The sequence below is a fragment of the Methylobacter tundripaludum genome, from assembly GCF_002934365.1.
Lineage (GTDB): Bacteria > Pseudomonadota > Gammaproteobacteria > Methylococcales > Methylomonadaceae > Methylobacter_A > Methylobacter_A tundripaludum_A.
On sequence record NZ_PTIY01000002.1, the window covers coordinates 74,666 to 101,177 of the forward strand.

Annotated in this window: 23 protein-coding genes; 2 read left to right on the forward strand and 21 right to left on the reverse strand. The window is 57.0% G+C overall.

Annotated elements, in window-relative coordinates:
• Positions 1-31: 31 nt before the first annotated feature.
• The 14 genes from B0F88_RS02475 to B0F88_RS02540 form a co-directional block, all read right to left on the reverse strand.
• A complete protein-coding gene (locus tag B0F88_RS02475; protein ID WP_104422369.1) occupies positions 32-550 on the reverse strand; it encodes a ParB N-terminal domain-containing protein in 519 nt (172 codons plus the stop codon).
• Positions 551-552: 2 nt separating this feature from the next.
• On the reverse strand, positions 553-1,749 hold the full coding sequence (locus tag B0F88_RS02480; protein ID WP_104422370.1) for a type III PLP-dependent enzyme: 1,197 nt from the start codon (positions 1,747-1,749) through the stop codon (positions 553-555).
• Complete coding sequence (locus B0F88_RS02485; protein WP_104422371.1) at positions 1,746-2,507, reverse strand: HpcH/HpaI aldolase family protein; 762 nt, start codon at positions 2,505-2,507, stop codon at positions 1,746-1,748. Before B0F88_RS02485 ends, B0F88_RS02480 begins: the two co-directional genes overlap by 4 nt.
• A complete protein-coding gene (locus B0F88_RS02490; RefSeq protein ID WP_104422372.1) occupies positions 2,507-4,264 on the reverse strand; it encodes an IucA/IucC family protein in 1,758 nt (585 codons plus the stop codon). Before B0F88_RS02490 ends, B0F88_RS02485 begins: the two co-directional genes overlap by 1 nt.
• A gap of 4 nt (positions 4,265-4,268) precedes the next feature.
• Positions 4,269-5,999, reverse strand: coding sequence for an IucA/IucC family protein (locus B0F88_RS02495; protein ID WP_104422373.1), 1,731 nt, complete (start codon positions 5,997-5,999; stop codon positions 4,269-4,271).
• A gap of 13 nt (positions 6,000-6,012) precedes the next feature.
• Entirely contained in the window at positions 6,013-7,218 is a 1,206-nt protein-coding gene (locus B0F88_RS02500) for an MFS transporter (RefSeq protein ID WP_104422374.1), read from the reverse strand.
• Positions 7,215-8,972 (reverse strand): IucA/IucC family protein, encoded by a 1,758-nt coding sequence (locus B0F88_RS02505; RefSeq protein ID WP_104422375.1) that lies wholly within the window; start codon positions 8,970-8,972, stop codon positions 7,215-7,217. Before B0F88_RS02505 ends, B0F88_RS02500 begins: the two co-directional genes overlap by 4 nt.
• A gap of 5 nt (positions 8,973-8,977) precedes the next feature.
• Positions 8,978-10,003 (reverse strand): 2,3-diaminopropionate biosynthesis protein SbnB, encoded by a 1,026-nt coding sequence (gene sbnB / locus B0F88_RS02510; protein WP_104422376.1) that lies wholly within the window; start codon positions 10,001-10,003, stop codon positions 8,978-8,980.
• The gene (gene sbnA / locus B0F88_RS02515; RefSeq protein ID WP_104422377.1) at positions 10,000-10,989 is read right to left on the reverse strand and encodes a 2,3-diaminopropionate biosynthesis protein SbnA; all 990 of its coding nucleotides are present in this window, start codon (positions 10,987-10,989) and stop codon (positions 10,000-10,002) included. The genes sbnB and sbnA overlap by 4 nt, the downstream gene beginning before the upstream one ends.
• The gene (locus B0F88_RS02520) at positions 10,986-11,372 is read right to left on the reverse strand and encodes a hypothetical protein (RefSeq protein WP_104422378.1); all 387 of its coding nucleotides are present in this window, start codon (positions 11,370-11,372) and stop codon (positions 10,986-10,988) included. Before B0F88_RS02520 ends, sbnA begins: the two co-directional genes overlap by 4 nt.
• A gap of 587 nt (positions 11,373-11,959) precedes the next feature.
• A complete protein-coding gene (locus B0F88_RS19295; RefSeq protein ID WP_104422379.1) occupies positions 11,960-12,184 on the reverse strand; it encodes a hypothetical protein in 225 nt (74 codons plus the stop codon).
• Positions 12,185-12,283: 99 nt separating this feature from the next.
• Entirely contained in the window at positions 12,284-12,712 is a 429-nt protein-coding gene (locus B0F88_RS02530) for an ExbD/TolR family protein (RefSeq protein WP_104422380.1), read from the reverse strand.
• A complete protein-coding gene (locus tag B0F88_RS02535) occupies positions 12,709-13,545 on the reverse strand; it encodes a MotA/TolQ/ExbB proton channel family protein (protein WP_104422381.1) in 837 nt (278 codons plus the stop codon). The genes B0F88_RS02530 and B0F88_RS02535 overlap by 4 nt, the downstream gene beginning before the upstream one ends.
• 6 nt (positions 13,546-13,551) lie before the next feature.
• Positions 13,552-14,307, reverse strand: coding sequence for an energy transducer TonB (locus B0F88_RS02540; protein WP_104422382.1), 756 nt, complete (start codon positions 14,305-14,307; stop codon positions 13,552-13,554).
• Between the two features lie 1,063 nt (positions 14,308-15,370).
• Here B0F88_RS02540 and B0F88_RS02545 point away from each other — a divergent pair.
• Both B0F88_RS02545 and B0F88_RS02550 read left to right on the forward strand, forming a co-directional pair.
• Positions 15,371-15,583 carry a hypothetical protein gene (locus B0F88_RS02545; RefSeq protein WP_104422383.1) on the forward strand — a complete coding sequence of 71 codons (213 nt, stop codon included), beginning with the start codon at positions 15,371-15,373 and terminating at the stop codon, positions 15,581-15,583.
• Between the two features lie 5 nt (positions 15,584-15,588).
• Complete coding sequence (locus tag B0F88_RS02550) at positions 15,589-15,846, forward strand: hypothetical protein (protein ID WP_104422384.1); 258 nt, start codon at positions 15,589-15,591, stop codon at positions 15,844-15,846.
• An 8-nt stretch (positions 15,847-15,854) separates the two neighbouring features.
• On the opposite strand, the gene B0F88_RS19300 is transcribed toward B0F88_RS02550, so the two are convergent.
• From B0F88_RS19300 to B0F88_RS02580, 7 genes are all read right to left on the reverse strand, one after another.
• On the reverse strand, positions 15,855-16,031 hold the full coding sequence (locus B0F88_RS19300; protein ID WP_181049820.1) for a hypothetical protein: 177 nt from the start codon (positions 16,029-16,031) through the stop codon (positions 15,855-15,857).
• Positions 16,028-17,176 (reverse strand): PepSY-associated TM helix domain-containing protein, encoded by a 1,149-nt coding sequence (locus B0F88_RS02555; protein WP_104422385.1) that lies wholly within the window; start codon positions 17,174-17,176, stop codon positions 16,028-16,030. Before B0F88_RS02555 ends, B0F88_RS19300 begins: the two co-directional genes overlap by 4 nt.
• A 46-nt stretch (positions 17,177-17,222) precedes the next feature.
• Positions 17,223-19,622 carry a GNAT family N-acetyltransferase gene (locus B0F88_RS02560; protein ID WP_104422386.1) on the reverse strand — a complete coding sequence of 800 codons (2,400 nt, stop codon included), beginning with the start codon at positions 19,620-19,622 and terminating at the stop codon, positions 17,223-17,225.
• A gap of 488 nt (positions 19,623-20,110) precedes the next feature.
• Entirely contained in the window at positions 20,111-21,298 is a 1,188-nt protein-coding gene (locus B0F88_RS02565; RefSeq protein ID WP_104422387.1) for an MFS transporter, read from the reverse strand.
• Complete coding sequence (locus B0F88_RS02570) at positions 21,295-22,626, reverse strand: lysine N(6)-hydroxylase/L-ornithine N(5)-oxygenase family protein (RefSeq protein ID WP_104422388.1); 1,332 nt, start codon at positions 22,624-22,626, stop codon at positions 21,295-21,297. Before B0F88_RS02570 ends, B0F88_RS02565 begins: the two co-directional genes overlap by 4 nt.
• A complete protein-coding gene (locus tag B0F88_RS02575; protein WP_104422389.1) occupies positions 22,619-24,223 on the reverse strand; it encodes a pyridoxal phosphate-dependent decarboxylase family protein in 1,605 nt (534 codons plus the stop codon). The genes B0F88_RS02570 and B0F88_RS02575 overlap by 8 nt, the downstream gene beginning before the upstream one ends.
• 73 nt (positions 24,224-24,296) lie before the next feature.
• A complete protein-coding gene (locus B0F88_RS02580) occupies positions 24,297-26,474 on the reverse strand; it encodes a TonB-dependent siderophore receptor (RefSeq protein ID WP_104422390.1) in 2,178 nt (725 codons plus the stop codon).
• Between the last annotated feature and the right edge of the window lie 38 nt (positions 26,475-26,512).

Here is a 26,512-nt window from a genome sequence, read left to right on the forward strand (position 1 = left end):
TATGCAAAGTACGCAGCCGGTGACGGCGCGGCTAGGGAGGGTTGCCCGGCCGGGTGGCAAAGCCGGACGGTATCCACCGTTCGGCGGACTTCCTGATCATTTTTGCCGCATGCCGGTCAACGGATCGCACTGCGGACGAGGGAAGTGGTGCGCCCCGGTCTTGCAGCAGCCATAATGAAATGTTGCAGACGGGTAGCGGCGACGGAAACCGATGGCGGGTCGTTTTGGGTGGGTATAAGTCTCCGGTCCGGGCGCGGCGCACGATCTCCTGGGGGGTAACGATATAGCCCTGCCGCGTGGCGATGACCTCCACCTGCTCGTAGTCGAGGAGCAGGCACGGAACATGGCTCAGCTTGAGCCGCCGCGCCGCCTCGAAGCGGTGATGGCCGTCCATGACGGCCAAACTGTTGCGTTCGAGCGTAATCGGAATGCGCCAGAGCTGCTCGCGCATGATCGTATCGGCCAAGGCCGCGGCATGTTCGGGATGGTGGCGTTCGTTCGGGCGAATAAGGTCTATGCGCACAAAATGGATGGGAAGAGAACAAAGCATGGTCAGATCCTTTCTATACAGTTGTCTAGGTACACCCGGTCCGGGTGCGGGTGACTCAGGAAGTCGTGATGGGAAATGTGCCAGCCGTAGGCGCCGGCCAGCAAGAAAGCGACACAGTCGCCCGCGCGCAGGTCATCGACGTGGGCGTCGCGCGCCAGGACGTCCTTGGGCGTGCAGAGTTCGCCGCACAGCGTGATTTGGGCGTGGTGTACGCCTGGACGCGAAAACGGGTAAGGCCAAGCGTCGCGCGGCAGGATCACGAACGGATGATTGTGTTGCCAAGACACCGGTAAGCGGAAATGGTGCGATCCGCCGCGCAAAATGGCGAAGTGTTTGCCGTAGTTACTTTTCACGTCGGTGACTTCGGCCAGGTAATAACCGCAGTCGGCGGTGAGGAAGCGGCCGCATTCGAAGATAATGCCGAAGCCGGGTTGACGCGCGGCGATCAGCGCCGATAGTCCGGCGCAGAAGCCTTCCCAATCGAATTGCGCGAGCGGCTCGGCGTAGTTCACGCCGATGCCGCCGCCGACATTGAGCCAATCGAACGCCAGCCCATAGCGGCGCTGCCAAGCTTCCGCCAGATCGAAGTAGTGTTCGAGCAGGGCAAGATGGGTCAGTGCATCCAAATTGTTGGAGATGGCATGGATATGCAGGCCTTTCAGGCGCACGCCCGGTAGGCTTAGCGCCAATTCAATCAGCGCCGGTATCCGCGCCTCTTCGATACCGAATTGACTGGCTTGTCCGCCCATGCGCAACGTGGCTTGCTGCGGCACATACGCCGGATTGACCCGCAGCAGGATGTTCGCCACTTGGTTGCGCTGGCGCGCGATCCAATCGAGACGCCGCAACTGGTGTTCGCTTTCCACATGGATCAGTGTGACCCTGTGCTCAAGAGCGCCTTCCAGTTCGGCATCGGTCTTGCCGGGACCGCCGAATATAACCGGCACGGCGCTGTCGACGGCGCGCACGCGCTGGATTTCACCCAGCGAGGCTACTTCAAAGCCGTCGCTACGCTGTAACAGCGACTCCAGGATCGGCGCGTCGCTGTTGGCCTTGATGGCGTAGAACAGCTTGCATTGCGAAGGCAGGTTACGGCGTAGCGTGTCGACGCGCCGGCGCAAATGCGCCAAATCGTACAGATAGGCGCACACCGGCTCCGTTTGGCCTTCCAGGTAATTATGTAACTGTTGCAGGTTCATTGCTCGATGTCCTTTAGTTGATGTTGGGTCAGATGGGCGGCCATAGCGCGGCGGGCGATACCGCGATCGTCGCCCAGGATGAACATGCGGACTTGGTTTCGGCGCCAGGCTTGAAAATCCTCCGGCGCGCGCGGCAGGGCGCAGAAGGTTTTGCCGTGCTGTAAAGCTGCCGCGTGTATGCGCGACACCGCCGCACAGATGTCCGGGTGGCGGGTCTGCCAAGGCAGTCCGAGCGACTGCGAGAGGTCGGCCGCGCCTTCCAGCAGCACGTCGATTCCGTCCACCGCAGCGATGGCGTTGGCTTGTTCGACGCCTTCACGGTCTTCGATCATTGCCACTACCAGGGTGTGCTCGCGCTCAGTTGACATGGCAGCGGCCAAGTCGTCGCGGCCGTAGCCGTTGCGCCAGGTGGCGTTCAGACTACGGTCGCCGCGCGGGGAAAAATGACAAAGCCGCACCGCATCCAGAGCGGCTTGCGCCGAGCGGATGCGTGGAAACACGATGCCTTCGGCCCCGGCGTCCAGCGCCTGCAACGCTTGATGCGGAGCCGCCACCCGGACCAGCGCGGCTATGCCGCCGGCGCGTGCCGCCAACAACATGCCGGCAAGTTGTTCGGGGCCAATCAGCGTGTGTTCCAGGTCGATCACCGCGAAGTCGTAACCGGCCGCGGCGATAAGCTCGACGGAGAGTGCGGCCGGCGTCGAGCAAAACAGCCCGTATAGCGGCTCGTTCAGTTGCAAGCGGGCTTTCAGGCGCATCACAGCTTGCCCTGTTGCGCCAGTGGGTTTGGCGCAAGCCGCGTGCGCAAACGGATTTCCTGCCGGAATCGGCGGCTGGCGAGCAGTTCAATCGAGACCTGATCGGCAAAGCAGTCGAATAACGCATAACGCGCCGCCAGCCGCGGATGACGCTGTTGATGAGCGCGAAGCACCTCGCGGGTGATCTGCCAGAACCGCGCCCCGGCCATATCGTAGAAGCGCTGGAACAACCAGGCCAGTTCGGCCAGGTTGACGAAGAACAGCGCATCGAAAGTAAAATCGCGCAGCTCGTCGGCGTCGGCGGTTTCCAGAAAAGAGTTAGGATTGACGCGTGCATGCTCGGCGGGCGGCGCTGTCAACACCGGCGCGGGACCGGACAGTAGCGCCTTGCTGAAGCGCACGCCGTCGTGAAAGTCCTTGAGCGCCACGCGCGCCGGGAATCCGTCTTCGTGCAGCAGGATCATGTTTTGCGCATGCGATTCCAGCGCCGTGCCGTGTTCCCACAGCAGATGCAATACCGGCAACCAAGCTCGCTCGATCAGCCGCTTTAACCACGCTTCGGAGCCGTAGCGCTTTACCCACGGGTCGATAAAGGGCCGTCCATCGGCGTCCACATGCATCAAGGCCGTCATCGGAAGCGCGGCTTCACCCGGCTGCAAATGGTTATGCACGCTTTCGCGCCAGATGCAGGCCAATGCCCCGTACTGTCCGTGCGCCGGAGCCTTAGAGCTGAAACTTACGCCGGCCACTTCGCGCAACAGCACCGGCCGCGCCATCGGTTCAGCCCAGTCGGTGCGCTCCACCAGCGCGTGCAGCCAGTCGCTGATGACAGGGGCGTTTTGCACGGTATGGGGCGCCAGCACGCGCGACGTGGAAGTATTGACTAGGTTCATCGCCAGCTTGAGCGACAGGCGGCCGGGGTCGCTCAGGTTGCTCAGGGTGCGGATCGATTGTTGCGGCAGGTAATGATCCGCTAGCGGCCCGATCGGCAGCAATTCGCCGCGCGCCATCGCCTGATGGTAGCCGGGCAGGATCACTTCGTCCCATTGCCAGGGATGAACCGGCAGCGGCAGATAGTCTTCGGCCTGCAATCCGCGCCGAGTCAGCTCATCGGAAAAACGCTGCACGTCCGCTTCGCCCAGTAATGGCTGGTTCAGCGTAGCGCTGACGGCCCAACGGCTGCAATCGCGGCGCACCGCCAACAGCAACGGCGTCACAGTCGGCGAGAACTCCGGCGCATAGGCGCGGTTGTCGGACAACGTGAAGCCGAGGCGCGATTTATAGCTCGGATGGTACGGGTGGCTATCGGTCAGCCGGGCCTCCACCGTATCGTAATCGGCACCGCGCAATGCCTGATAGCCGCGCGCATGCAGGGTTTGGGCATCCTTGATCTGGGTCGCCGTTAGTTCTGCCGCGAACCGGCTGAGCAGGATTGGGTCGGCGCCCAGCCATGGCGCGATTTCCGCCAGGAACAGCGCGGGATCGGTCGCGTCTTCGCTAACGCCGTCAGCCTCGCGCAGCAGCGGCTCAGTGATGCGTATGCGACCGAAACTGAAAGTATGTTGCGCACGGCACCGGTAGCTGACCGGCGCGTGGTCGGCACTGAGGGCGGGCACAATCAGAGTTTCGCCCTGCCACTCGTAGTGCGGTAACGCGTCTTCGAACAGCAAGGCTTCCAGCAGTTGGCGCAGCACGCGGCGGCTGGCCTGCCGGTAAAAGGGACTGTCGAGCAGGTTTTGATAATCGTAGGGTTGCATGGAGTTACCTTTGAGATAGCATGGGGTTGGGGATTTCGACCCAGACCGGACGTTCGCCGTGTTGATGGAAACTGCTGAGCATGTTGGCTTTTGCCGGCAGCGTAGGTTGGTTGAGTAATGTCTGTGCCAGCGGGTTGCCGGTCGCATTAAGGTTATCCGCGGTGTCCCGCCACAGCGCGGCCTCCGTGGTCAGTCCGGTGCGCGCCAGACAGGCAATGGCATGGCCTATGTGATTGACCAGCACGTAATACTGGAAGCGATGCCATGCTTGCTCTTCCTCGTACAGCGCGGGACTGTCGGGGTTCAGCCGGTCGAGGAACGGAAAACGCGCGCGGCTGATGCTGGCGCCTTCCATATCGCGCGCATAGCCGCGCACCGGCCAGCCGCCCAGGAAAGCCACCATGGTGTTTTGCAGATGGGCTTCCAGGCTGATGCCGTAATCGGAAAATAGCCGAAGCAACGGCAGCAGCGTGACGTCGAGGTAGCGGGCCCACCACGACCTAACCAGCGCCTCGTCGGGCGCTTGTATCCCGGCTGCTTGCCGAAGCAAGGCCAGCAATGGGATTTCCCCGTCAGCCGGTTCCTCCAGCACCGACGCAAGCACCTGAACGTGTTCGGCTTCCTCAAGCGGCATCGCTTGCCGGTACACCACTGCGCAAGCGGCGCGTAGTGCGTCGCTCGACAGCTTCAAGGTCCGGCTTCCCAATTCCGGAAGAATGCGGAACACGGATTGTTCGAGTACCTGCCGTGGCAGAAAAGACAGCGCGAGGCTGGCGTCCAGCGCCCGCTCGACCTGCTCGGGCGGGTTATTGCGGATGAAATTGGTGATGCGGATATCGAGCGATAGCTTGAGGAACAGACTTTGGCCGGGCAGCCACACCGTGCGAACCGAAGACGTGGGCCAAGCCACTTCTCCCAACGGACCCAACGAGATCAGCGAACGGCTTTTTACCAGTGCATCGATTCCAGGCAGGCCCAGTAAATAATTAGCTTGCCAGGGATGGCACGGCAACAGCCGATAATCGCCATCGGCCAACAAGTTTTCGGCTAAGCGGGCCGCCTCAGGATCGACCGGCAAGCAGTCTCCGCCCAGGACGCGCTCGTCGAGCAGTCCGTCGGCTACCGCGAAGTAATGCAGGCGGAACGAGGCTCCCAGCTCGGGCGCGTAGCGCTGCATGTCTTCTTCGCTAAAGCCTTCCGAGGCTTTGGAGGTCACATGGAAAATGTGGCCGAAACGCAAGCCTTGCTCGGCTGCCAGAAAAGACGAGCGCAGCCCATCAGGCTTATATCGGTGGAAGCGATGCACCTTATCGATACTGTTGTACATCAGTGTCTTCAGGCGGTCGCGACAGTGATCCGCGGCATCGGCAGGATGATTGCCGGTCGCAGCGAGCGTGTCGACGATCAGATCGACCAGGGGCTTTACGTCGTCGGTTAGGGGGCTCCAGTCGCCATTCAGTCCGATCCAGGCGAAAGGCGACACGCGGTGGTAGCCGATCGGCGAGAAATAGCTTAGCGCCCCGACCAGCTGATACCCGGTTTGGGCAAACGACACCCGATAAGGCATCAGCCCTGCGGCTCGCCAGGCTTCAATCGGCGCATGCAATTCGACCGGTCCCGGTTCGGCAGGCGCAAGGCGAGGGTCGAAACAAGCGGTTTCCCGGCAATAAGTATTGAGGTACTGTTCCACCAGACGCCGCTCTATTGCGGCAAGTTGCGGTAGGTGTGGTGACATCTGAATTTTTCCTTTAATTTTGTTTACAGGGAGTTAAAGCGGCATGTCGGCCGCTATGAACCAGCAATCCGGCGGCCAGGAACAACGCCGCCACCGGCCAAACGAGGTTGACTTGGTCGAGGCGCGGCATCAGAACCATGATCAGCAGCGGGCCCAGCAGTTGGCCGACGACCATGAAACTCCTGCTTAAGCCTGTCACATGCCCATAGGCCGAGGCAGGCAGTTGACGGCTACAGGCCAGCAGCATCGACTGCGCCAGCGCTGCATAACACGCGCCCTGAACCATCCGCAGCAGGGCGACGAGCCAGATTTGGTCGGCCACAGTCAGTAATCCGATCGACAAGGCGCAGCCAACGGCGGCCAGCGTAAAATGGCGTCGCGGTTCGCCGCGGTCGTTGAGACGGCCCCACAGCGGACCGGCCAGCATGGCGGCGAGCCAGCCCAGCGCGTGCAGCAGCCCGATCTTGCCGGCAGTGGCGTCGGCAGCGGGGAAATGAGCCGTCACGTAAAGCGCAAAGACATTGACCAGCGCGAACGCGGCGGCCTGAATCAAACAGGCGGCGAGCATCCATTTGCGCAAATCGGCGTCGGCGAGTACGGTGCGCAGTCCGGCGAACTGCGGAACATCGGGAACGGGCTTTGTTTTTGGCGGTTCGCTGAGCCGGCTCCACAGCAGCCCGCCGATGATGCCGGTCAGCAGCGCGCTGGTTGTCAGCAGCGGCTTGAGCGACCAATAGTCCAGCATGATGCCGCCAAGGATCGGCCCCGCCAGCGAACCGCAGGCGATGGCGCTTTCCTGCAAGCCCAGCGAGCGCCCGCGCGATGCGTCGTCGCTGACGTAACCGATGAAGGCGGTCAGCACCACGCCGATGGTGCTGATGCCTTGCAGCAAGCGGCCCAGCATGAAACCGTAAACATTCGGACTCAAGGCCATCAGCAGCATGCTGACAATAAACACGGTCAGCGACACTAGCAGCATGCGGCGATAACCGAAGCGGTCGCACCATTGACCGGCGTAGGGGGCGGAGCACAACACGCCCAAGGCCGGCGCGGCCAAGGCGAGACTGCTCCAGCGCGCCGCGCCGACCGAGTCCGGCTGCGTCAGCGTCGCCACGTACAGCGGCATGATCGGCACCAGCACCATCATGCCGAGCGTGGTCACGGCCTGACAGCTCAGCAGCAGCGCAAGGTTGCGGGAACCCGACAGCACGGCGCTCATTCATTACGCTCCACGGTCAGCAAGGGATTGATCAATCGCCCCATCGCGCTGGGCATGCCGGTGCCGAAGCTCGGGCGGCCGAGCAGCGGTGCGAGCACCTGCTTGAATGGCCAATCGGCTTCGTCCAGCAGCAGAGTCTTGGTCTGAGCGGCGATTTCATCCGGTAGCGGCACGCATGCCAGGCAGTCTTCCAGCACCGTGCGGACGATATGCCAGCCATGCGCTTCTTCGCGGCCGTAGCGTTCGGCCAGCGCGGCGAGAATGGCGTACAGGTTGACTTCGATGGCCAAGGTTTGCAGATAGGCCAGCAGTTCGCGCGGACTGTCCGGTTCCAGCGTATTGGGCGTGCCGCGGTCGATGACGTAAGCGGGCGCTGTTACGCCTTGGGCCTGCATCAGCGGCCGGCAGATGCGCAAGGTGTCGTGGTCGCGCAGCACCAGCGCGGCGATACGCTTCCCCTGGAAAGCCAACAGCACGTTCTGTCCGTGCAGCTCCGGCATCACGCCTTGCGCGAAACAGCGCAGGCCCAACTCCAGCAAAGCGCGGGCGATGTCGGAGAACAGCATCCAAGCCTCTTGTTCATGCGCCGCGCAGCCCAGCAGATGATCGAATGCAGGCAGTGCGCCATCAGCGCTTGTCATCGGCAGCGCCGCCATCGGAATCAGCCGGGTTCCCGGCAGCGCCGGATATCTGCGGATCAGGCAGGCCAGCTCGCCAGGATCGGCTTCGAGTGCGTCATGCTGCCGCAGCGCCCACCATTGATTCTCGTCGCACAGCAGCAGGTTCGACGCCAGCCAGGCGTCCTTCCGGCGCAGGCTTTCCAGACAGGCTCCGGCGAGTACGGCATTGTGCAGGTAGCGCGGCGGCAGGGTGCGGATAGCGCCGAGTGCGTTGATAGAGAGCGACACTTTAAGATGCATGCCGGAATTTCCGGCGATAGCAAGCGAGCGTAGCGAAGCGGTCGGGATCGCCGATCCCGGCCCCGGTCCCAAGTCGATATGTGCCGCCGTTGCCGACAGCTCGTCCCAATCAAACCGCGCCCATTGCCACGGGTGAACCGGCAACCATAGCCAGGCATCGCCATCGGCGCCGTGAGCGTGGGCGGTCGAGCTCAATGTGTCCCGCTCGATACGGTCGAGCAGGAGTTCTGCAAGGGGCTGGCCGGTCATGGCGCTGCCTCGTAGGTTGTCCCGCAATAAGGCCACCCAGTGCAGCGGGACTGATGTCATGGTTTCCGGCGAATAGGCTGTGCCGTCGCTTCCGTCCCAGTCCTTGGCGCGGGCCAACGGATGGAACGGCCGGTCTTTCAGGCAACTTAGCGCTTCCCAGGACAGCAGGTCGTCCGGTGCCGCTGTCAGTTTGGCGACGATGCTGTGTTCATGCTCAGCCGAGAACGCGGCCTGGACGTAGGCAAGCCGGAAAAAGCGGGAAAAGCGGCCGCTCCGGTCGAGCCACCAGTCGGCCGATTGCAAGGCCTCGACGCTTTGGACGGCATTCAAGTCTGTCGGGTGCGTAGCGCCATGCAAGACGACGGGCCGATCCGAAACCCGGAACGGGCGCAATCCGGCGGCCCGGCGGCCGCTCCAGTGCAGCGAGCGCAATTCGTCGAGCGCAACTTTCAGCACCGTTTCGCCATTGGAAGCCGAATCGAACACACAGTGTTTGCGAAAGCCGTAAAGATCTTCCAGCCAGAGTGCGTCGAACAGGTCTTGAGTTAAACGCCGCGCATAGGGATGAGTTGTGATGGACTGCATAGGCTTCAACCGTATAACGGCAGTTGCGTGCCGATTCCGCGCTCGCGCGCCAGATGATAGAAATGCCGTGCGCAGACGATGTCGTCGAGCGCCATGCCCATCGGGTTGAGCAGAATAATCTCCCGATCGTTTTCCCGGCCCGGCTTGTCGCCGACGACGATTTCACCTAATTCGGCATGCAGGTGTTCGCGGCTGAAACGCCCTTCCAGCACCAGCTGGTTGATGATTTTTTTCTCGCGGTTGGATTGCTCCCAATCGTCAACCACCACCTTGTCGGCTAGTTCGTAGACTTCCTTATGCACGTCCATGATCGATACATTACTGACGAAAGCGCCGGGCTTGAGCCAGTCGTAGCGCAAGTAAGGCGCGTCGGCTACCGTGCAGGTAACGATCACGTCGGCGGCGCGCACCGCGGCTTCCGCCGAGCCGGCCTTAACGAAGGCGATACGCGGGAAACGCCCGGCCAGTTCGGCAATGAAAGCGTCGGCGGCAGCGGACGACAAGTCGAACAGATGCAAACGTTCGATCGACGGGAACTGCTCCAGCAATGTTTGCATCTGCATGCGCGCAATCGGGCCGCAACCGATACCGGCGACGTCAGTGAATCCACCGCGCGCCAGATGACGCGCGGCGACGGCGGTGATGGCGGCGGTGCGCATGCCGCTGATCAGTCCGCCTTCCATGATCGCAATCGGATAGTTGGTTTGCGCGTCGTTCAGCAGCACTACCGCGCTGGCGCGCTCCAAGCCGAACCGGGCAGGGTTGTGCTGGCGGCTGCCGATCCATTTGAGTCCGGCGATTGCCTGTTCGCCGCCCAGGTAACAAGGCATCGCGATTATGCGGTCGGCGATATGGTCGGCGCCCGGCCAGCGCAGGTAGGGTTTGAGCGGCTGCACATAATCGCGGCGCACGTGCGCCGTAAGCCCGTCGATGATTGCGTCGACATAGGGCTGTGAATGGCCGCCGCCTAATTCGATCAAGTCGTTGCGGCTGAGATAAAGTAAATCCGGTGAGTTGGTTGGTGTAGTCATGCTATTTGTCCAAGTAAGTGTGATGTGCGGTCCAGATGCCGATCTTTCATGCGCGACAGCCATTCGTCGTCATAGACGGAATCCAGGTAGCGCTCGCCCCGGTCGGGTAGGACGGTCAGGATGCGTGCGCCGCGCGGCGCTTGCGAGGAGAGACGCTGAATGGCTGCGATAACCGAGCCGGACGAGCCCCCGGCGAAAATGCCTTCGTGCTTGACCAGCTCCCGGCAAGCGACGGCCGACTCATAGTCGTCGATATGAATGGCCTGATCGATCTCGCCGCGCTGCAACAGCTCCGGTACGCGGCTGGCGCCGATTCCGGGCAGTTCGCGCGGAGACGGCGGGGTGCCGAACAGCACCGAACCGACGGCATCCACCGCCACAACCTTCAGATCCGGCCATGCTTCCCGCAGCCGCCGGGAGATGCCATGTACGGTGCCGGATGTACTGACGCCCAGCACCAGATAATCCACCGGCCCATCCAGAGATTTCAGGATCTCTTCGCCCTCGCCGTGATAGTGGCTTTGCCAGTTACGTTTGTTGGCATACTGGTTGATCCATACTGCATCCGGCTGCTCGCGCAACAGGTGTTTTACACGCTCGATACGGGTTTCCAGATAGCCGTTTTGGCTGTCTTTCTCGGTCACCAGTTCGATATCGCCGCCGTAGCATCGAATGATCTTTAAATTGATCGGCGATATTTTCGGATCGACCACCGCCGTAAAACGCAAGCCGTGGATACGGCAAGCCATCGCCAAGGCAATGGCGAGATTGCCCGACGAGCTTTCGACGATATGCGAATCCGGCTGAATAGTGCCGTCGGCCAGACCGCGTTCGATGATGTAGCGCGCCGGCCTGTCCTTGACGCTGCCGCCGGGATTGAGCATTTCCAGCTTGGCGAGAACCTCGCATGGCGAATTGCGAAACAAACGCGACAGGCGGACGATAGGCGTTTCCCCGATGCCGTTAAGAATGCTGTGCAGGATCATTGGGCCGCCTCGCTACGCAATGCATTGAGGCCGGGCGCGCCGATGTGGAAATGGAGGATGTCGAACCGGTGTAGCTTGCGTGTAGCCGCCGCTTCCGGCTGCTTACGGAAGAAGTCAGCCTCATCAGGCGATAAGCGCCGCGTTAATGCGCGATAATCTCGTGCGCTAATAGCGGCCGGAATATCGTTAACGGCGGCTTCGCTACGGAGTAGCTCCGCCGCATATTTATGACAGATTGATACTTGCATTGCGGTAAAAGTACCTGCGCTTTTCGCTTTCATAGCAGAACGCGGCCGCGGAGTAATCTCCGCAGCTTTGGAATAGAGTGCGTCCGTTAATGTAGCGATGGTTAGCGGCAGTACTTGATGTTGGTAATAGCGCATAAACATTTTCCTCGTTGAGGTTGGTTTGTTTCTGGCTGGCTACTCACACCCAAGTGATGGCTGGCTAAATGTGGGGCGGCTTATGCATTGCTGCATAAGCCTGATTTACAGATTTATTCTCGCTTCAAGGCGATTAAGTAAAAAACAACAGCCGGATAGATAGACTAAGCCCAATGAATACGACCGATTAAGACAGGGCATCAGTTTGCTGAAAATACTGCGTTAGCCCGGTCCGTCAATAATGCCAACGACAGGCCGAGGCGGAAAGCTGTCGTTGACCGATTTGCTCGAGATGTGAGTTAGCGATCAATTTTTGGTTGCATATCAGTTTTCCTTATATATCTATTTGAACGCTGAGCATCACTGAGCGCCCCGGTCCCGGCATTCGGCCCAGGCTGATACCCACGCCGCGGAAGTAGTCGTCCTGATTGAACAGGTTGTTGCCGGCAAGACCGATCCGCAGGTTGGCCTTGTGACGCGGAAGACCTTGGTGATTTGCGTGTTCCACAGCCAATAGCCCGGTATTTTGCCTCTGTCGCCAATGGCGTTTTCCAGCACGGTGTTGGCGGCATCGGTATAGGCGGAACTCAGGTAAGAACCGTTTTTTCCAGGGTGGTTTTATGGTCAGCTTGATGTTTTTCCTTGTGGTACTTCTTTTCGCTCTCTGCTTCTTCCGTATCGGATACGGCAGCGGTGCGCGCATCGCTTTTTATATCGGCGGCATCCGCCAAACTCGCTATAGGTACTGCGGCAAGCATCAGCAGCAATGTCGCTCTGGTATGCGGTTGCCTGTATTGGAATGATTGTTTCATACAAAGCTTCAGTTGTTTTTGTAATAGTTGGCCGGCTATACAAGCGACAAAAGCTTTTTGGCGGGCTGAATATACGGTTAAAAGTAAATTGGAAAAGCGCTATTCCTTTGATTTTGGTTCGGTCACAAAGCCGAGCTTTTCTATTCCCACTGTTTGCGCGGCGGACATCACCATGGCTAATTGCTGATAATTTGTGGCTTTGTCAGCGCGCAAATGCAATTCGGGCTGCGGCTTTTTCTGCGCCGCCGTCTCCAATCGCAACGCAAGTTCTTCTTGTTCAAATAGCGCATCGTTCCAAAACAGTTTGCCTTCCGCATCAATCGACAGGGTGACGGTGTCGGGTTTTTCCGGGTTGGCTTGGCTGCCCGCTTGCGGCAGGTCGATTTTGATCGAGTGGGTCAGCAAGGGGGCGGTAATGATGAAAATCACCAACAGCACCAGCATGACATCCACCATCGGCGTCGTATTGATTTCCGCCATCGGTTGGGTATGACGGTTATCGCCGCCGAAGCCGCCTGAACCGATCATAGTGACACCTCCGCTTGAAGAGAATTTGCTTGCGGAGCGTCTGATGAGGGCCGGGCAGGGGCGGTCTGGCTTGAATTCTCCGACGGTACCGTTTCGGTAATTTGCACGGCTGCCAGCGGTACTCCGGTGGTCAGGTAGGTATGCAGGTCGTGGGCGAACGTTTCCAATTCGCCCATTAACAGGCGGTTGTCGCGCACCAAGGTGTTATAGGCGAGAACCGCTGGGATGGCGACTGCCAGGCCGAATGCGGTCATGATCAATGCTTCACCGACCGGGCCTGCCACTTTGTCTACAGTAGCTTGGCCGCCGACGGCGATGGTGCCGAGCGCATGATAAATGCCCCAGACGGTGCCGAACAATCCGATGAAAGGGGCGATACTGCCTACCGAAGCCAATAAGGTCAGTCCTGTTTCCATCTGCATGGCTTCCTGGCCGATAGTTCGGCGTAGCGCCTGGGCAATAAATTCATCATGCCGCGAATGTTCCTGCAACGCGGTATTTTCATCATCCCTTACCCGTTGCGCGGTGTAACGTTTGTGGTGGTCGGTAGCGCTGATGCCTTGCAGCGCAAGGCGCGCAAACGGGTTTTCCGCTTTTTTCAAATCCTGGCCCATGGCCGCCGCCATTGACGTCAGGGTTGACGACGAGGCATGCCAAAATCGTGTTAAAAAAGCCGCACTGCTGTTTTTTAAACGCCGCGCCTGTATGGCTTTGATGACCATTAAAGTCCAACTTCCGATGGACATGGCCAGCAGGCCTGCCGCTACGGTAATCGATACGGCGCCGCCTTGGCTGATGAACTCCAGGTTGTCTAAGATATGTTCCGCTTGCATGATGATTTATCCTTCCTCTATTGAAAATCTGACCGGCACTACTACCGATGCACTGACCGATTGTTCGCCGCGTTTGGCCGGAATGAAGCGCCATTTTTTGACGGCTTCCAGTGCGGCCTGATCGAGACGGTTTGAGCCGCTGCCGGTTTGCAGTTCGACAGAACCGGCTGCACCGTCTTGCGTCACGTGTACGAGCAACAATACCAAACCTTGTTCGCCCAGCCGCCTCGAGAGTGGCGGATAAGCGGGAGAAGGGTTGTTTAAATAAGCGGCGTTGAAGTCAGGCGATTGATATGTCTGGGTGTCAGCAGGCGCCCGGCTGTTTGTCGCTTTCGACTGTTGTTCGGCAATAGAGGAGCTTGGAGCGGCCGCCGGTGTTGATGTTTGTTCCGCAGGAGGGGTCGGCCGGCTGGTTTGTTTTGTAAGCGGTACGGCAGGTTTATTGACCGGGGTTTTGACCGTTTTCTTAACCGGTTTTTGCACCTCCGCCACCGGCTGGGCAGCGGGCAAAGGCTTTTGCAGCGTTGTTTGCGGCGCACTCATCAAGCTGACCATGATCGGTTGGGCGATGGTCTCAAGCGGTGAAGACGGCTGCTGCTGGGATAATGCTGTAAATAGGGCCAGATGCGCGCATAGCACTAGACTCAACGCAATCCATGGGCGGTCGTTGATGCGGGTAGTTCCGCCATGGACAATATTTCCCAGCATCAAGGGCGTGGAGTAGTTGTCCATGAAATGGAAGTTGAGTGCCGGGAAAATCATTTTAGTGAACGCGGCAGGTTAGTTGTCGATTGCGGCCATTTGCCGGCGACGCATTTTGTATTTGCACAAAACGCCATGCGGCAATTGCTGCTACCGGGTAGGCCTGTTTTCTTGTGTCGTTTAGTTAAATTCATTGATTTTCACCATCCAAATGCACAGTCTGCCGAAGCGGCAAATCGCTACGTTTCATTGACATTGGCTGGCTACCGGACACTTGAGTGTCGGATGGCTGGCTGGCTGCTCTTAGTATGTGTATTGCACTTTATTGTCGGCATGTTCATCCTCCGTATCATGATCAGGAGAGAGGCCGGTAGGTAGGAGGAAAATAACCTGCCGACAATAAAGTGCAATAACTGTATTAAGATAAAATATTTAGTCAGGATTAATTTGCCCTGACGGGTCAAGCTCAATCATTTTTCCCGCGTATTCGCTGACAATTCGCGTCCCGTACCGAACATTCGGTGCCGGTTAACCGATGCCGCAAAGCCGGCGTTATGTCCCGTTTTGCAGGCAAAGGTAATTTGTCTTGCATGCAAATAATAATGATTATCATTTGCTAGGTCAATACTTGTCGGCATTTATATGAAAAATACTTAAAGGAAGCGTTGATTTAGTCTTTAAATAGAATAGTAGTATATTGATTTATAAGTGTATTTTCAGACTCGTTTAGAGGTTCTTTGTCGAACCATGAACGAAAGGGGGCGGCGCTTCCTTAACGGGCTTTGTTACAGTTGGTGAGTATGTGTGTCGGGCAGGCTAATTGTCGTCGAGCAGATGACAAATAATTGCGTGTTGCCGGATGGAAACGTCAATCAGCTACTTTTGTTTTGAGCACAGGGAATAATGTTGGGAAGTTAGCCTTAGTTTATACGCAGGAAATGCGCATCATCCTCTAAGCCGATGGAATAAGTTTTAGCCATGACGAGCTTTTAATGGAAAAGGCTATATGCGGCATATTAAAAGTAAGACTTGAAAGAGAGAAGAATGCGGGAGGAAAAAACACTTTACTTTTAAATAAGAATCATTATTATTTGAGTTAAAGCAATAAATACCCGGCCCAGTCATGAAAACATTTTTTTCTATTTTTCGTCCATCTCCATCTGTGAAACTGGCTATAGCGCCTGAGGTATTGACTGCTCTTGTTGAAAAAGGGCAAATCCATGCAACAGATTTTAGATGCCTGGATTTTGGCTCGAAGCAGATTGTCTGGAAGATATTTCTCTCTTTGGCAAAATCAAAAATGAACAGGCTTCCAGTCCAGCTGGGTAAGGAATAACCACGATGCAAGACGATAAAAAACATGAGCTGCTGATCAGCGCGATAGACTATTTAAAAGTCCAGTATGCAATGGGACAATCGCCTTGTCTTGCACTGGTCATTTCACGGCATTATCGCCTGTTGGCCGAATCCAGCGCTGAAAGCAGCCATAAAACCAACTATGTCAACCAGGCTAGCTCATGGTTTGGCTGTTATTTGAAAAAAGCAAAGCCGCAGGCCGAAGCCGAAATGCAGATTTACAGCGGCGTGTACGGGACTTAACCCGCCGATTAAGTACGCCGGACGCCGTACCAAAGAGCGGTCACGACCGGCGCGGCAAGGGCAATCCATGACACCGCATCGCCGATGCCGTCGAACAGCAGGGCGGCGGTAAGACCACCAGTGCTGACTAAGCCCAGCAAGACCGGCATCGCCCATATTTGTATCCCGGTTAGTGATGTTTTCATGCGCAATCTTTCTCCTTTTCGTTCGGCAGCGCGTCCAGCCGGGCTTCAATTGATACATTGCGTTTTTTCAACCACAGATACAAGCCGCTGCCGAGTACCGCAATGCTGAGTATATCGAGCAACGCCCAGATAATCTTCAGCGGCAGGCCGCCGTAATCGCCGAAATGCAGCGGTTTGGAGATCAAAAGCGCGGTGACGTACCAGGGCAATTCGCGCGTTTCAACGACGCCTCCTGTTTGCGCATCGATCAAGACCGGTTTCAGCAGCTTGGACGTTAGCGGCGAATTGCCTTGCATGAAGGCGACAAAATGGCGCGGCCCTGCAAAGCCGTTGCCGGGAAACGCGATAAAACCGAGCGACATATCGGGCGCAACCGTGCGGGCGGCATCGAGCGCTTTCTGCACCGAGCCGGGTTCCCGAACCGGGGGCATAGTGCGGTAGGGGGCGGTCATATCGGCCAATTCGCCGGATTGCCATTGTCCGAATATCGGCGTCGCCAGCGTATTGATTACGCCGGTAGCGCCGACGACAAGAAACCAGACCAATGTCGCGATGCCGAGCAGGTTGTGCAGATCCAGCCACTTTAAACGCGTCGATTGCTTGCGCCGCACGGCGCCGAATGCAAGCTTGCGCATGAACGGGCCGTACAACACGACGCCCGAGACCAGCGAGGCGACCAGCAGCAGCCCCATCAACCCCAGAAACAACGTCCCCCAGAGGCCCGCGAACATATCGACATGCAGCCTCAGCATGATATTCATGACGCCCTGGTCCAGCGGATACTGATACAGATAATCGCCGGTGCGGGCGTCGAACGCATAAAATGCCGAGGGTTTCGCCGCCGCCACGTTTTCGGCCATGCGCACAAACCAGAGATCGGGCTCGTCCGGGTCGGCCACGATAAATTGCACGGCATCGCCGGGCCTCCGCGCTTTGGCGGCCGAGATGATCGCATCCAGGTCGGCCCGCTCCGCCGTTTCAGGCAGGTCCGGCGGGGTTACGCTATAGCCGAGCGCGCGATCGATTTCATCGGAGAAAATCAACGGCAGGCCGGTCAGGCACAGCAACAGCATGAATGCGGTGCAGATCAGGCTCGTCCATTTATGGATCAGATACCAGTGCTTGATTGAGCTGCGCGTCAACATAAGCGTTACCGCGAAAACGTCGGCGCGCGATATAAAATCCCGCCGCTCATACGCACGCCTCCGCTATGTCAGGCGCGACGGCCTTGGTTTTAAAGACGGCTATCGGATTTTTCAACGTGCCGACAAATTTCAGGTTTTTGGCCGGGTCGGCGAGATCGATCATTTGCTGATTATTGCCCAATTGCAGCCGGTTCAGGCAGGAGCGGATAAATTCGGGCGCGAACAGGTCGTACCGCTCGAATTTATCGGCCAGTTCGGGATGCGTGCGTTGATAGTCCAGTACGCACTCGGCGACCAGTTGCCAAAACCGCTGTTCGGAATAACCGCCGTGCTCAACCAGAATGTGGGACATATAACGGAAAATCAGGTCAAAAAAGTCCGTAAAGATAGACAATATTTTCAGCTCTTCCGGCACGAATACCGACAGGCGCTGCACTTTTTCGGACAGCACGATTTCCTTGTTCATGATCGCGGCCTCTTCGGCAATGTCTTTCATGATGGCCCTGACCGGGACATTGTTTTCCAGGACCAGGATCAGGTTTTCGCCGTGCGGCATAAACACCAGATCGTAGGCGTAGAAACAATGCAGCAGGGGGCTCAAATAGCAGTTCAAATAACGCCGCAGCCAGCTTGCGGTATCGACGCCGGACGATTTGATCAACTCGGGCAACAAGGCGGTTCCCTGGGCGTCGGTATGCAGCAGGGCGGCCATCGTCATCAATCGCTGTCCCGGCTTTAACTGCGGCACCGGGCTTTCGCGCCACAGCGCGGACAGCATTTTTTTATAGGGGCTGTCCTTAGCCGTGGCCGTTTCGTAATAATGGTTGCGATAACCGACAGCGGCGACTTCACGCAGTATGCTGAAACCTTTTTCCGCCAGATAAGGGTCGTGTTCAATCAGCCCGTTGATGCAGTCGTTAATGGCGGGCGTGGTACTCATGTAGTAGGGCGACAGTCCGCGCATGAACCCCATATTCAGGATCGACAAGGCCGTTTTGACATAGCGTTTGTGCGGATGGCTGGTATTGAAGAAGGTGCGGATCGATTGCTGGGCAAGATAGACATCCTCGACGAACCCCAAGCAGACCAAATGCCGTGCGGCGATGTCGGCGGCAAAGATGACGGCCAGTTTGTTATACCATTGCCACGGATGCACCGGCATAAACCAATAATCATCGGTATCCAGCCCCTGCCGCGCCAATGTTCGGGTAAATTGGTCAAGAGTCGAATTTCCCAGCTCCTGCTCCAGCAATTCCGTATAAGACAAATCGTCCGCACAGGCGAAAACCGTTTTGCTTTTATGCGCCGCCAGCCAGATTAGCTTAACCGGCGCCGCGGCTTCCGGCGAATAAGCCTGATAGTCGGCCGCATCGAAACCGATGCGGCCGTTATTGGCCAGAAAGGCGGGATGGCCTTCCATCATCGCGGTTTCGACGGTCTGAAAATCGGCGTCGAGGAGTTGCGCCACATCGACACCCTTCTTGGTGTGCTTATAAGCGCTGCCGTACAGCGTACTGGTGATTTCTTCCATATAAGTCGGCAGTATCGAAGGATCAATGCCCAGGCCTTCGCTGACTTCCAGGATAAAGCTCAAGGAATCCGACGCGGCCTTGTCGCCGTCAACGAATTTTTCAACGGAAGCCTTGTCGATATACCAGTGTTCCAGGCTCAACACTTGCGCGCGGAAGCTGTATTCGACGCCCGGCTTGTCGGTCTTGAGCCGGTAATGTCCCCAGTCGCCTTCCGAGAACTGGAGTTCGGGCGTTATCAGCAATTCGTGCGCAAACTCGCTGATCGCTTTGCAAAGATGCAGGGTATTCACATGCGCCCAGACGTCTTCCCGCAAATGAGCGACGACGTGATTGGGCGATACGGAGACCGGGTTTTTGCCCCGCGCAGCGCGGTATTGTTCCCGGCTGCAAAATGCCAGATGGGCGGTTTTATTGGGCAGCGTTATGACTTTTTGATATTCAAATCCCACCCGTTTATTCAAGGCATGGATTTTTTCATTATTGATGTCCGGCTCGACGACTATTCGCTGCGCCGCCGGATCGCTGAATATAAAGTCCATGATGACGGTAAAAACCGAGCCGGTGAAATTGGCTATCGGGCGCTCGGCAGGCGCGACCAGGATATGCATGCCCCGGTCGCCGGCTTGCCAGGCATAATGTTCGCTAAGCGCATGGTGTTCGGGGTCGTAACATTCCAGTAGAAAAGCGGGTTGGTCGTTGCAAAAGCCCAAATAAACCAGCGACTGCTCGGCGATTTTCCGGTATTCCGCTTCGACCTGTTCGACTGAGTAGCCTTGCAGTCCCCAATAGCTTGCATAGTCCCTGTTGACCCAATCATGGATCAACGCAATATCTTGCGGGATTTGCAAGGGGCGTAAACGGAACGTGCCTATCGCGGGTATGTATTTTTTGAAGATGAAAGATTCGTAATTCATGTTTTGTTGCTCATTGTCAGTGTGGGAGTTGCAGAGGTTGTTAGCTGTCGATGCTTCGACGGGCTCAGCACGAACGGCTTTCACAGCCTCCAACTGTGGTTTCAGGTTTATTAAAACAAGGCGCTGCGAGTGCTTACGACGGGTGCTGATTCCAAAAAATGTTATTTATATTTACCATGAAGACCATGAAGGACTTGAAGAGACTACTGCATTGACTTCATGCGTGATATTGAGACGACTCATAAAACATTCGGCCCTGAATTCCAGCCCTGTAGGCCGGAATAAGGCTTTTCGAGCGTCAGCGAGAACAAGCGTTTCCGGCACACCGCCCGGATTCGCCGGAAACGCCACCACGCGCTGCGCCCTTCGTCAAGCTCAGGACAGGCTTGGGTGGTCTTATTCCGGCCTACAACTACTTCCCTTCATTATCTTTATGTCCTTCATGGTAATAAAAACAAGTTATAAACATTGTGCTGCGTCAGCACCCCTTACGACGTTTCCATAACCGCATTCATAGGCTTTGGCGCCGCCTTGAACAGCAGCGCGTACAAAAAAGCCGTCAGCACCAGTCCCAAGGCGCCCGCGATAAAGGGCATTTGCAGGCCTTGGGCGGCGACTAACGAACCTGCGGTATATGAGGCAATCAGCGCGCCCAGGCTTTGAAAAAAATAGATCTTGCTGAAGTCGGCGGCATAAGATGCGGGCGTGCTGACTTCGAATAACAGCAAGTCCAGACGGACGGTGGCCTGGAACAGCGCCCAGCCGAACAGGCATCGGCCCAGCAGCACAATCGCCTGTTGCCCGGAGGCTTGCAGCAACAGCCCGAACATGCCCAGTAAAGCCGCCGAAACAATCCCGTGCTTGCTGCTGCCCATGTTTTTATTGATGCACAGCGCCAGCAATGCGATAGCCCCCGGTATGGCGAAAACCAAGCCGGTGACAATCCCGCCGTTCCATGCGGAGATGGCTTCCCAATAGCGCGAGAAGAAAGGCCGTATCAGGTAAACGCTGAAATAGAAGAGCAGCATGACCAAGCCCAGTTTATAAACCAGGCTCCCGGTTAAAACCTCTGCCGCCTGTTCCGCCGGATATTGCGGAGCCTCCGGCGATGCTTCCGCATCGGTTTTATCTTTGCCGAGCAGGAACGCGCACACCAGCATCTGTAAAAAATCGCCTACCGACATCAACAGAAAGATCAGTCGCGGTTCGAACAGATCCAGCGCAAAACCGCCGATGCCTGCGCCGGCTATGGCGCCCAGGTGTACGATGACCGACAGCAACCCGATCGTGCCGCCGTGCTTGTCTTTGTGCTCAAGGCTCATCACAAAAGGGTAAATCAGCAGATAACTGGCTTTAAACACCATCATCAACAGCGACACGAACCAGAACTCCGGCAGCGAGCCGGATTCATAACACAATATGCTCAACACGCCCGCGGCAAATTGCGTATAAATCAACAGCCTGAGCACCGGCATATGTTTGGCCGCGGCGGCCCATAACGGAAACGCCAGCATGACGACAAAGCAGCTTGCGCTCAGGTACAGGCCGATGTGTTGCGGGGCCGTTATCGAAAAGGCGGCGGCAAAGAATTGCGGATAGAACGGAATCAGCATCGAGTCGCTGATTACCGAAACCGCGACCATCGCAACGAGAAAAAATTTCAGCTGCGGATTCATACTAAAACACCGGATGGCTCAACGGCGCTGACTTTTTCTTCCGGCGCCGAGAACCGCTGAAAGGCGATGCTTTGCTCTATCGGGTAGTGCTCCTGGCCGGTGACGGCTTTGATAATGCAGGCATTGCGGTAGCAGACCATGCCCAAGTCCGGCGTGACGAAGCCGTGCGTATGCAGTCCCACGTTCTGCACGAATATCTCGCCGCCATTAGGGTCGATGCTGTAGTTCCTGTTGACCGCGAACCGGGCTTGCGGATCCCGCTGAATGCGCGACGCGATGCCGTCGATAAACGCCGGCAACTGGTAACTGTAGCCGGTCGCCAGCACCAGCCCTTCAGTGCGGTGGCTGTAGCCCGCCTCCTGCTCGCCTTGAAAGAATTCCAGCTCAAAACGCCCGTCACCGGCATTGAATTCGGCGGCTTTTAATTCCGAGTTCGTCAACAAATTAACCCGAAAATCATGGCTTAAGCGCTTAACGTACATCAGGTCGTAAATGTCGTTAATCAAGGAGCCGTTAATGCCCTTGTACAGGTTTTTCTGGCCGTCGATTAAACGCTCCCGTTTGTGCGCGGGCAGTTGGTGGAAATAGTCCACATATTCCGGCGAGGTCATTTCCAGCGTCAGCTTGCTGTACTCCAGCGGAAAGAATCGGGGCGATCTGGTTATCCAGCTCAGTTCATAGCCGTAACTGTCGATGTCCTGAAGCAGGTCGTAAACAATCTCCGCGGCGCTTTGCCCGCTGCCCAATACCGTAATCGACTTTTTGCGTTGCAGCGTCTTCTTGTGCCGCAAATACTGCGATGAATGCACCGATTTGTCGGCCGTTTCCAGGCAGCACGCGGGCGTGTAGGGCAGGGTTCCGGTGCCCAGCACCAACTTTTTCGCACGGTAAGTTTTGGCTTTCCCGGTTTTCATGCACTGTGACTGGATCACATAACAGCCCAGGCTCTCGTCGTACTCGATTTGCCCGACGTGGGTGTTGAATGCGACATTGTCCAGCTTGCTCGCCGCCCATTGGCAGTATTGGTTGTATTCGCTGCGCATCAGGAAGAAGTTTTCCCTGATGTAAAACGAATAAATCCGGCCTTGCTGCTTGATGTAGTTTAAAAAGCTGAACGGGCTGGTCGGGTCGGCCAAGGTCACCAGGTCGGACAGGAAAGGGGTCTGCAAATGCGCGTCTTGCAGCAAAATGCCCGGGTGCCAGTTAAAGCCCTCGCTTTTGTCCAGAAAAAGGCTGTTCAAGCCTTCTATCGGTTGCATTAGGCAAGCCAAGCTTAAATTAAACGGACCTACGCCGATGCCGATTACATCATAAGTGATCTCACGCATCGCAGGCCTCCTTGATGAATGCCTGGTTGGCGGCCGGGTGGGCCGCTTGGGTTACGGTTTTGTCGGGTGAATTGAAGTAGTTTTGCCCATGATGGGTGATCAGTTTAAGCACGGCCTGCATGTCCTGGATAGTCGTCAACGGGTTCAGTAAAGTGAATTTAAGATATTGTTTGCCATGTACTTTGGTGCTTGCTATGACCGCTTCGCCGGACCTGAACAGGGCTTTGCGGATATAGGCGTTAACGCGGTCGATGTCGTGTTCCGAATGTCGCCGGGACGGGCGATAACGGAACACCAGCGTGCTCAGCTGCGGCTGATGGATCACTTCGATGCTTTGTTCCGACAGCAGCAGCAAATAAGTCTGTTTCGCCAAATGAATATTGCGGTCGAACGCCGCGCCAAGTTGGTCGGCGCCCATCGTTCTGAGGGTCAGCCAGAGTTTCAGCGCGTCAAAGCGCTTGGTGGTCTGGATGCTTTTATTGACCAGATTGGGCGTGCCTTCATTGGCTTGGCTGAGCGGGTTCAGGTATTCGGCATGGTGGGTGACTACGGCTAAATAGTGTTTGTCCCTGACCAGGAACGCGCTGCAACTGACCGGTTGCAAGAAAGATTTGTGGTAATCGACGGTGACCGAATCGGCGGACTCGATGCCCGCCAGCAAATGGCGAAACTTGGGCGATACCAGCAAACCGCAACCATAAGCGGCGTCGACGTGCATCCACAATTGATGAATGCGGCAGAGTTCGGCGATTTCAGGCAAGGGATCGATGCTGCCGAAATCGGTCGTGCCGGCGGTGGCGACAACCGCCATCGGGATTAAGCCGTCGGCCAGACACTGCTCGATGGCCTGTTCCAGCGCCTGGGCGTTCATTTTGAAATAGCGGTCGCAAGGAACGGAAATCACCGAGTCATAGCCCAAGCCCAGTATCGCCGCCGCTTTTTGCACGCTGAAATGGCTCATCTGCGAGCTGAAAATGCGCAATTTGCGGAAATCTACCGGCAAGCCCTGCGCTTTATTGTTATGTCGCCATTTTTTTGCGCAGAAACTGTCGCGCGCGAGCAGCATCGCCATCAGGTTGGATTGGGTGCCGCCGCTGGTGAAAATGCCGTCCGCCTCCGCGCCCAGGCCGATTCTTTCCGCGGTCCAGTCGATCAGTTTTTGTTCGATCAGCGTACCGCCCGCGCTTTGATCCCAGGTGTCCACCGAGGAATTAATCGAGGTCAACAGCAGTTCGGCCAAAATGGCGGGCACCGCAACCGGGCAGTTCAGATGGGCGACATAGTGAGGATGATGAAAATAAATCGCATGATTGAGATAGAGTTGCTCAATTTCCGCCAAGGCGTCGTTAAGATCGTTGCACGATCGATTTAAATCGATCGAGTGAAATTGGGCCGCAAGCTCGTGCGGCAGGACGCCGCTGAACGGTTTGTCAGCGGCCGACATGCTTTTTTGCATCAGTTCAATGCCTTTTAGCAGGCTTTCTTCGTAGTGATGCAGACTTTTATCGGTGAAGATGAAGTCAGGATTCTGTGAGCTCTCCCTGTTTTTTTCTGCGGGAGTTTTTACTGCTTTCAGTATGAAAGTGTCGCTACTCATGTGCTTCTCCTGGGTCGAGTGAATGTTTGCCGCTACAGCGGTAAAGCGGGCTTTAACGCTGTAGCGGCCTGGATTAAAAACTGTATTTGACGGAACCCGTTACGACGCGTCTCGGTCCGAATGTTGCGAACTCGCCGCCGCTGGTAAAGGCCGTGGCGACGTATTCTTTATCAAGCGCATTTTGCAGATTGATGGAGAACTGAAACTGCTTCCATTTGTAATGAGTCGATGCATCGAACAAGACCACGCTGGGCACTTCGATCGTGTTTTTGGCGGCATAGCTGTTGCCGAACGATGTGCCGATATAGCGTGCGCCGCCGCCCACGCCCCAACCTTTGGCGATACCGGCCGGTACGGTGTAATCGGCCCATACAGAAGCCTTGTGCTCGGGGGTGTATTCAAGCGGCTCTCCGATTTCGGCGGTAAAGGAGCTCTTGGTCACTTCCGCATTCAGGTAGGTATAGTTGCCGGTCAGGTTTAAGCCGTTATCCAAACTGGCGACGCCTTCCAGTTCGACGCCGCGGGAATTGGCTTCGCCCCGTTGCACATTCGCATAAGTGATCGGGTCGGGGGTCAGGAAGTCTGTACGCGTAAGGTCGAAATAAGCCAGCGTGACGAAGCTGTTTTGGTTTTTCGGCTGGAATTTGACGCCGAACTCATATTGTTCCCCCGTTTCGGGTTTAAGGGCTTTGCCGGCCGCATCGGTGCCCAGCGCGGGAAGAAAGGATTGCGCATAACTGAAGTACGGGGCCAGGCCGTTGTCGGCCACGTACACCAGGCCGGCGCGGCCGGTCAGTGCATTGTCGTCCTGCGTTGTGCTTAAACCGGTGAGCTTGTTTTTGATCACGCTGTCGGCGCGGTCATAGCGCCCGCCCAATGTCGCTCGCCAGTGCTCGCCGAATTTGATCTGGTCTTGAAGATAAAGCCCGATCTGGTTCTGGGTCGCATCCTCGTTTTTAAAGACCGGAGCGGACGCAACCGCCGAGCCGTAGACCGGATTGAAAATGTCGAGGTTCGGCGCGGCGCCGTAAGTTTGCAGCGAATTGGAGCCGACATGTTGAAAATCGAGGCCCGACAGCAAGGTATGATCCAGTACCGCTGTCGAGAATTTAAACTGGGCCTGGTTGTCGAGGTTGAAGCCGTGGACTTTGCCGAAGCTCTCATACAATGCGCGGCTGATCGTGCGTTGGTCGGCCAGCAATGCGGTCGTATAAATGGAGCGGTCATCGACTTCGTTGTTGTAGTAACGGGTGTTCTGGCGCAACGTCAGCGCATCGTTGACGCGATGCTCCAAGGCGTAACCGACGGCAAACTCTTCCCGGCTGTATTGATCGACATTCGGCTCGCCGGTGAAACGATTGGTCGGAATTTTGCCGTTGGCATTGGTGCGCAACGTGCCTTCGGCCGGTAAACGTTGCGAGGGTTTGGTGTCATCCTTTTGGTAATGGCTTAAAAAAGTCAGCGTCGTATCGTCGCTGGGTTTCCAGGTCAGCGCCGGAGCGACATAAATACGGTTGTCTTTGATGAAATCGACCTGGGTTTCGCTGTCGCGCACCAGGCCGGTGACGCGATAGGCCAGCGTTTTCCGTTCATCAAGCGCGCCGCCGACATCGAGTTCGCCTTGGAAGCGGTCGTAAGTTCCCGCTTCAAACTTGATTTCCCGGAACGGGTCGAATGTCGGCCGCTTGGACACGTAGTTAACCAAGCCGCCGGGGCTGGCTTGTCCGTAAAGTACCGACGCGGGTCCGCGCGGCACTTCAATGCGTTCCGCGCCATAAGGTTCCAGGCTGTAACCTACGGCGAAGCCGGGATTGCTGAGTTTGAGGCCGTCGCGGTAAAGCCCGGTTTCCGTCGCATCGAAGCCGCGAATTTTGATGAAGGTGGTGCGCGGTTCAAAACCGAAGGTCTCGCTTTGCACGCCGGGCGTGTAGCGCAAGGCTTCGGCCATAGTGCTGACATTTTGCGCTTCCATTTGATCGCTGGTAATCACCGAGATCGATTGGGGCGTTTCTATCAGCGGAGTGTCGGTTTTGGTGCCGGCCGTCGAGCTGCCGACTTTGTAATTGCCGGAGGTATTATCGCGCGCCGCTTTAACCTTAACGGCCGGCAGAGTGATCTCTTTTTTTTCAGTAGCCTGCGCTTTGGTTGGGCGCTCGGCGGCCATCGCCATTCCGTTCAGCGCGGCTCCCAGCGGCAATAATGCGGCCAGCCGCCAGCTTGCTTTCTTTAAAGCCGTATTTCTTTTCGACATGCCTTTCCCCTTAATATTTATAGTGGTGGCTGCCTGGC

Bases quoted from the DNA above. Each gene is read 5' to 3' on its own strand.
- B0F88_RS02475 (WP_104422369.1), bottom strand. From the start codon at position 550: ATGCTTTGTTCTCTTCCCATCCATTTTGTGCGCATAGACCTTATTCGC.
- B0F88_RS02480 (WP_104422370.1), bottom strand. From the start codon at position 1,749: ATGAACCTGCAACAGTTACATAATTACCTGGAAGGCCAAACGGAGCCG.
- B0F88_RS02485 (WP_104422371.1), bottom strand. From the start codon at position 2,507: ATGCGCCTGAAAGCCCGCTTGCAACTGAACGAGCCGCTATACGGGCTG.
- B0F88_RS02490 (WP_104422372.1), bottom strand. From the start codon at position 4,264: ATGCAACCCTACGATTATCAAAACCTGCTCGACAGTCCCTTTTACCGG.
- B0F88_RS02495 (WP_104422373.1), bottom strand. From the start codon at position 5,999: ATGTCACCACACCTACCGCAACTTGCCGCAATAGAGCGGCGTCTGGTG.
- B0F88_RS02500 (WP_104422374.1), bottom strand. From the start codon at position 7,218: ATGAGCGCCGTGCTGTCGGGTTCCCGCAACCTTGCGCTGCTGCTGAGC.
- B0F88_RS02505 (WP_104422375.1), bottom strand. From the start codon at position 8,972: ATGCAGTCCATCACAACTCATCCCTATGCGCGGCGTTTAACTCAAGAC.
- sbnB (WP_104422376.1), bottom strand. From the start codon at position 10,003: ATGACTACACCAACCAACTCACCGGATTTACTTTATCTCAGCCGCAAC.
- sbnA (WP_104422377.1), bottom strand. From the start codon at position 10,989: ATGATCCTGCACAGCATTCTTAACGGCATCGGGGAAACGCCTATCGTC.
- B0F88_RS02520 (WP_104422378.1), bottom strand. From the start codon at position 11,372: ATGCGCTATTACCAACATCAAGTACTGCCGCTAACCATCGCTACATTA.
- B0F88_RS19295 (WP_104422379.1), bottom strand. From the start codon at position 12,184: ATGAAACAATCATTCCAATACAGGCAACCGCATACCAGAGCGACATTG.
- B0F88_RS02530 (WP_104422380.1), bottom strand. From the start codon at position 12,712: ATGATCGGTTCAGGCGGCTTCGGCGGCGATAACCGTCATACCCAACCG.
- B0F88_RS02535 (WP_104422381.1), bottom strand. From the start codon at position 13,545: ATGCAAGCGGAACATATCTTAGACAACCTGGAGTTCATCAGCCAAGGC.
- B0F88_RS02540 (WP_104422382.1), bottom strand. From the start codon at position 14,307: ATGATTTTCCCGGCACTCAACTTCCATTTCATGGACAACTACTCCACG.
- B0F88_RS02545 (WP_104422383.1), top strand. From the start codon at position 15,371: ATGAAAACATTTTTTTCTATTTTTCGTCCATCTCCATCTGTGAAACTG.
- B0F88_RS02550 (WP_104422384.1), top strand. From the start codon at position 15,589: ATGCAAGACGATAAAAAACATGAGCTGCTGATCAGCGCGATAGACTAT.
- B0F88_RS19300 (WP_181049820.1), bottom strand. From the start codon at position 16,031: ATGAAAACATCACTAACCGGGATACAAATATGGGCGATGCCGGTCTTG.
- B0F88_RS02555 (WP_104422385.1), bottom strand. From the start codon at position 17,176: ATGTTGACGCGCAGCTCAATCAAGCACTGGTATCTGATCCATAAATGG.
- B0F88_RS02560 (WP_104422386.1), bottom strand. From the start codon at position 19,622: ATGAATTACGAATCTTTCATCTTCAAAAAATACATACCCGCGATAGGC.
- B0F88_RS02565 (WP_104422387.1), bottom strand. From the start codon at position 21,298: ATGAATCCGCAGCTGAAATTTTTTCTCGTTGCGATGGTCGCGGTTTCG.
- B0F88_RS02570 (WP_104422388.1), bottom strand. From the start codon at position 22,626: ATGCGTGAGATCACTTATGATGTAATCGGCATCGGCGTAGGTCCGTTT.
- B0F88_RS02575 (WP_104422389.1), bottom strand. From the start codon at position 24,223: ATGAGTAGCGACACTTTCATACTGAAAGCAGTAAAAACTCCCGCAGAA.
- B0F88_RS02580 (WP_104422390.1), bottom strand. From the start codon at position 26,474: ATGTCGAAAAGAAATACGGCTTTAAAGAAAGCAAGCTGGCGGCTGGCC.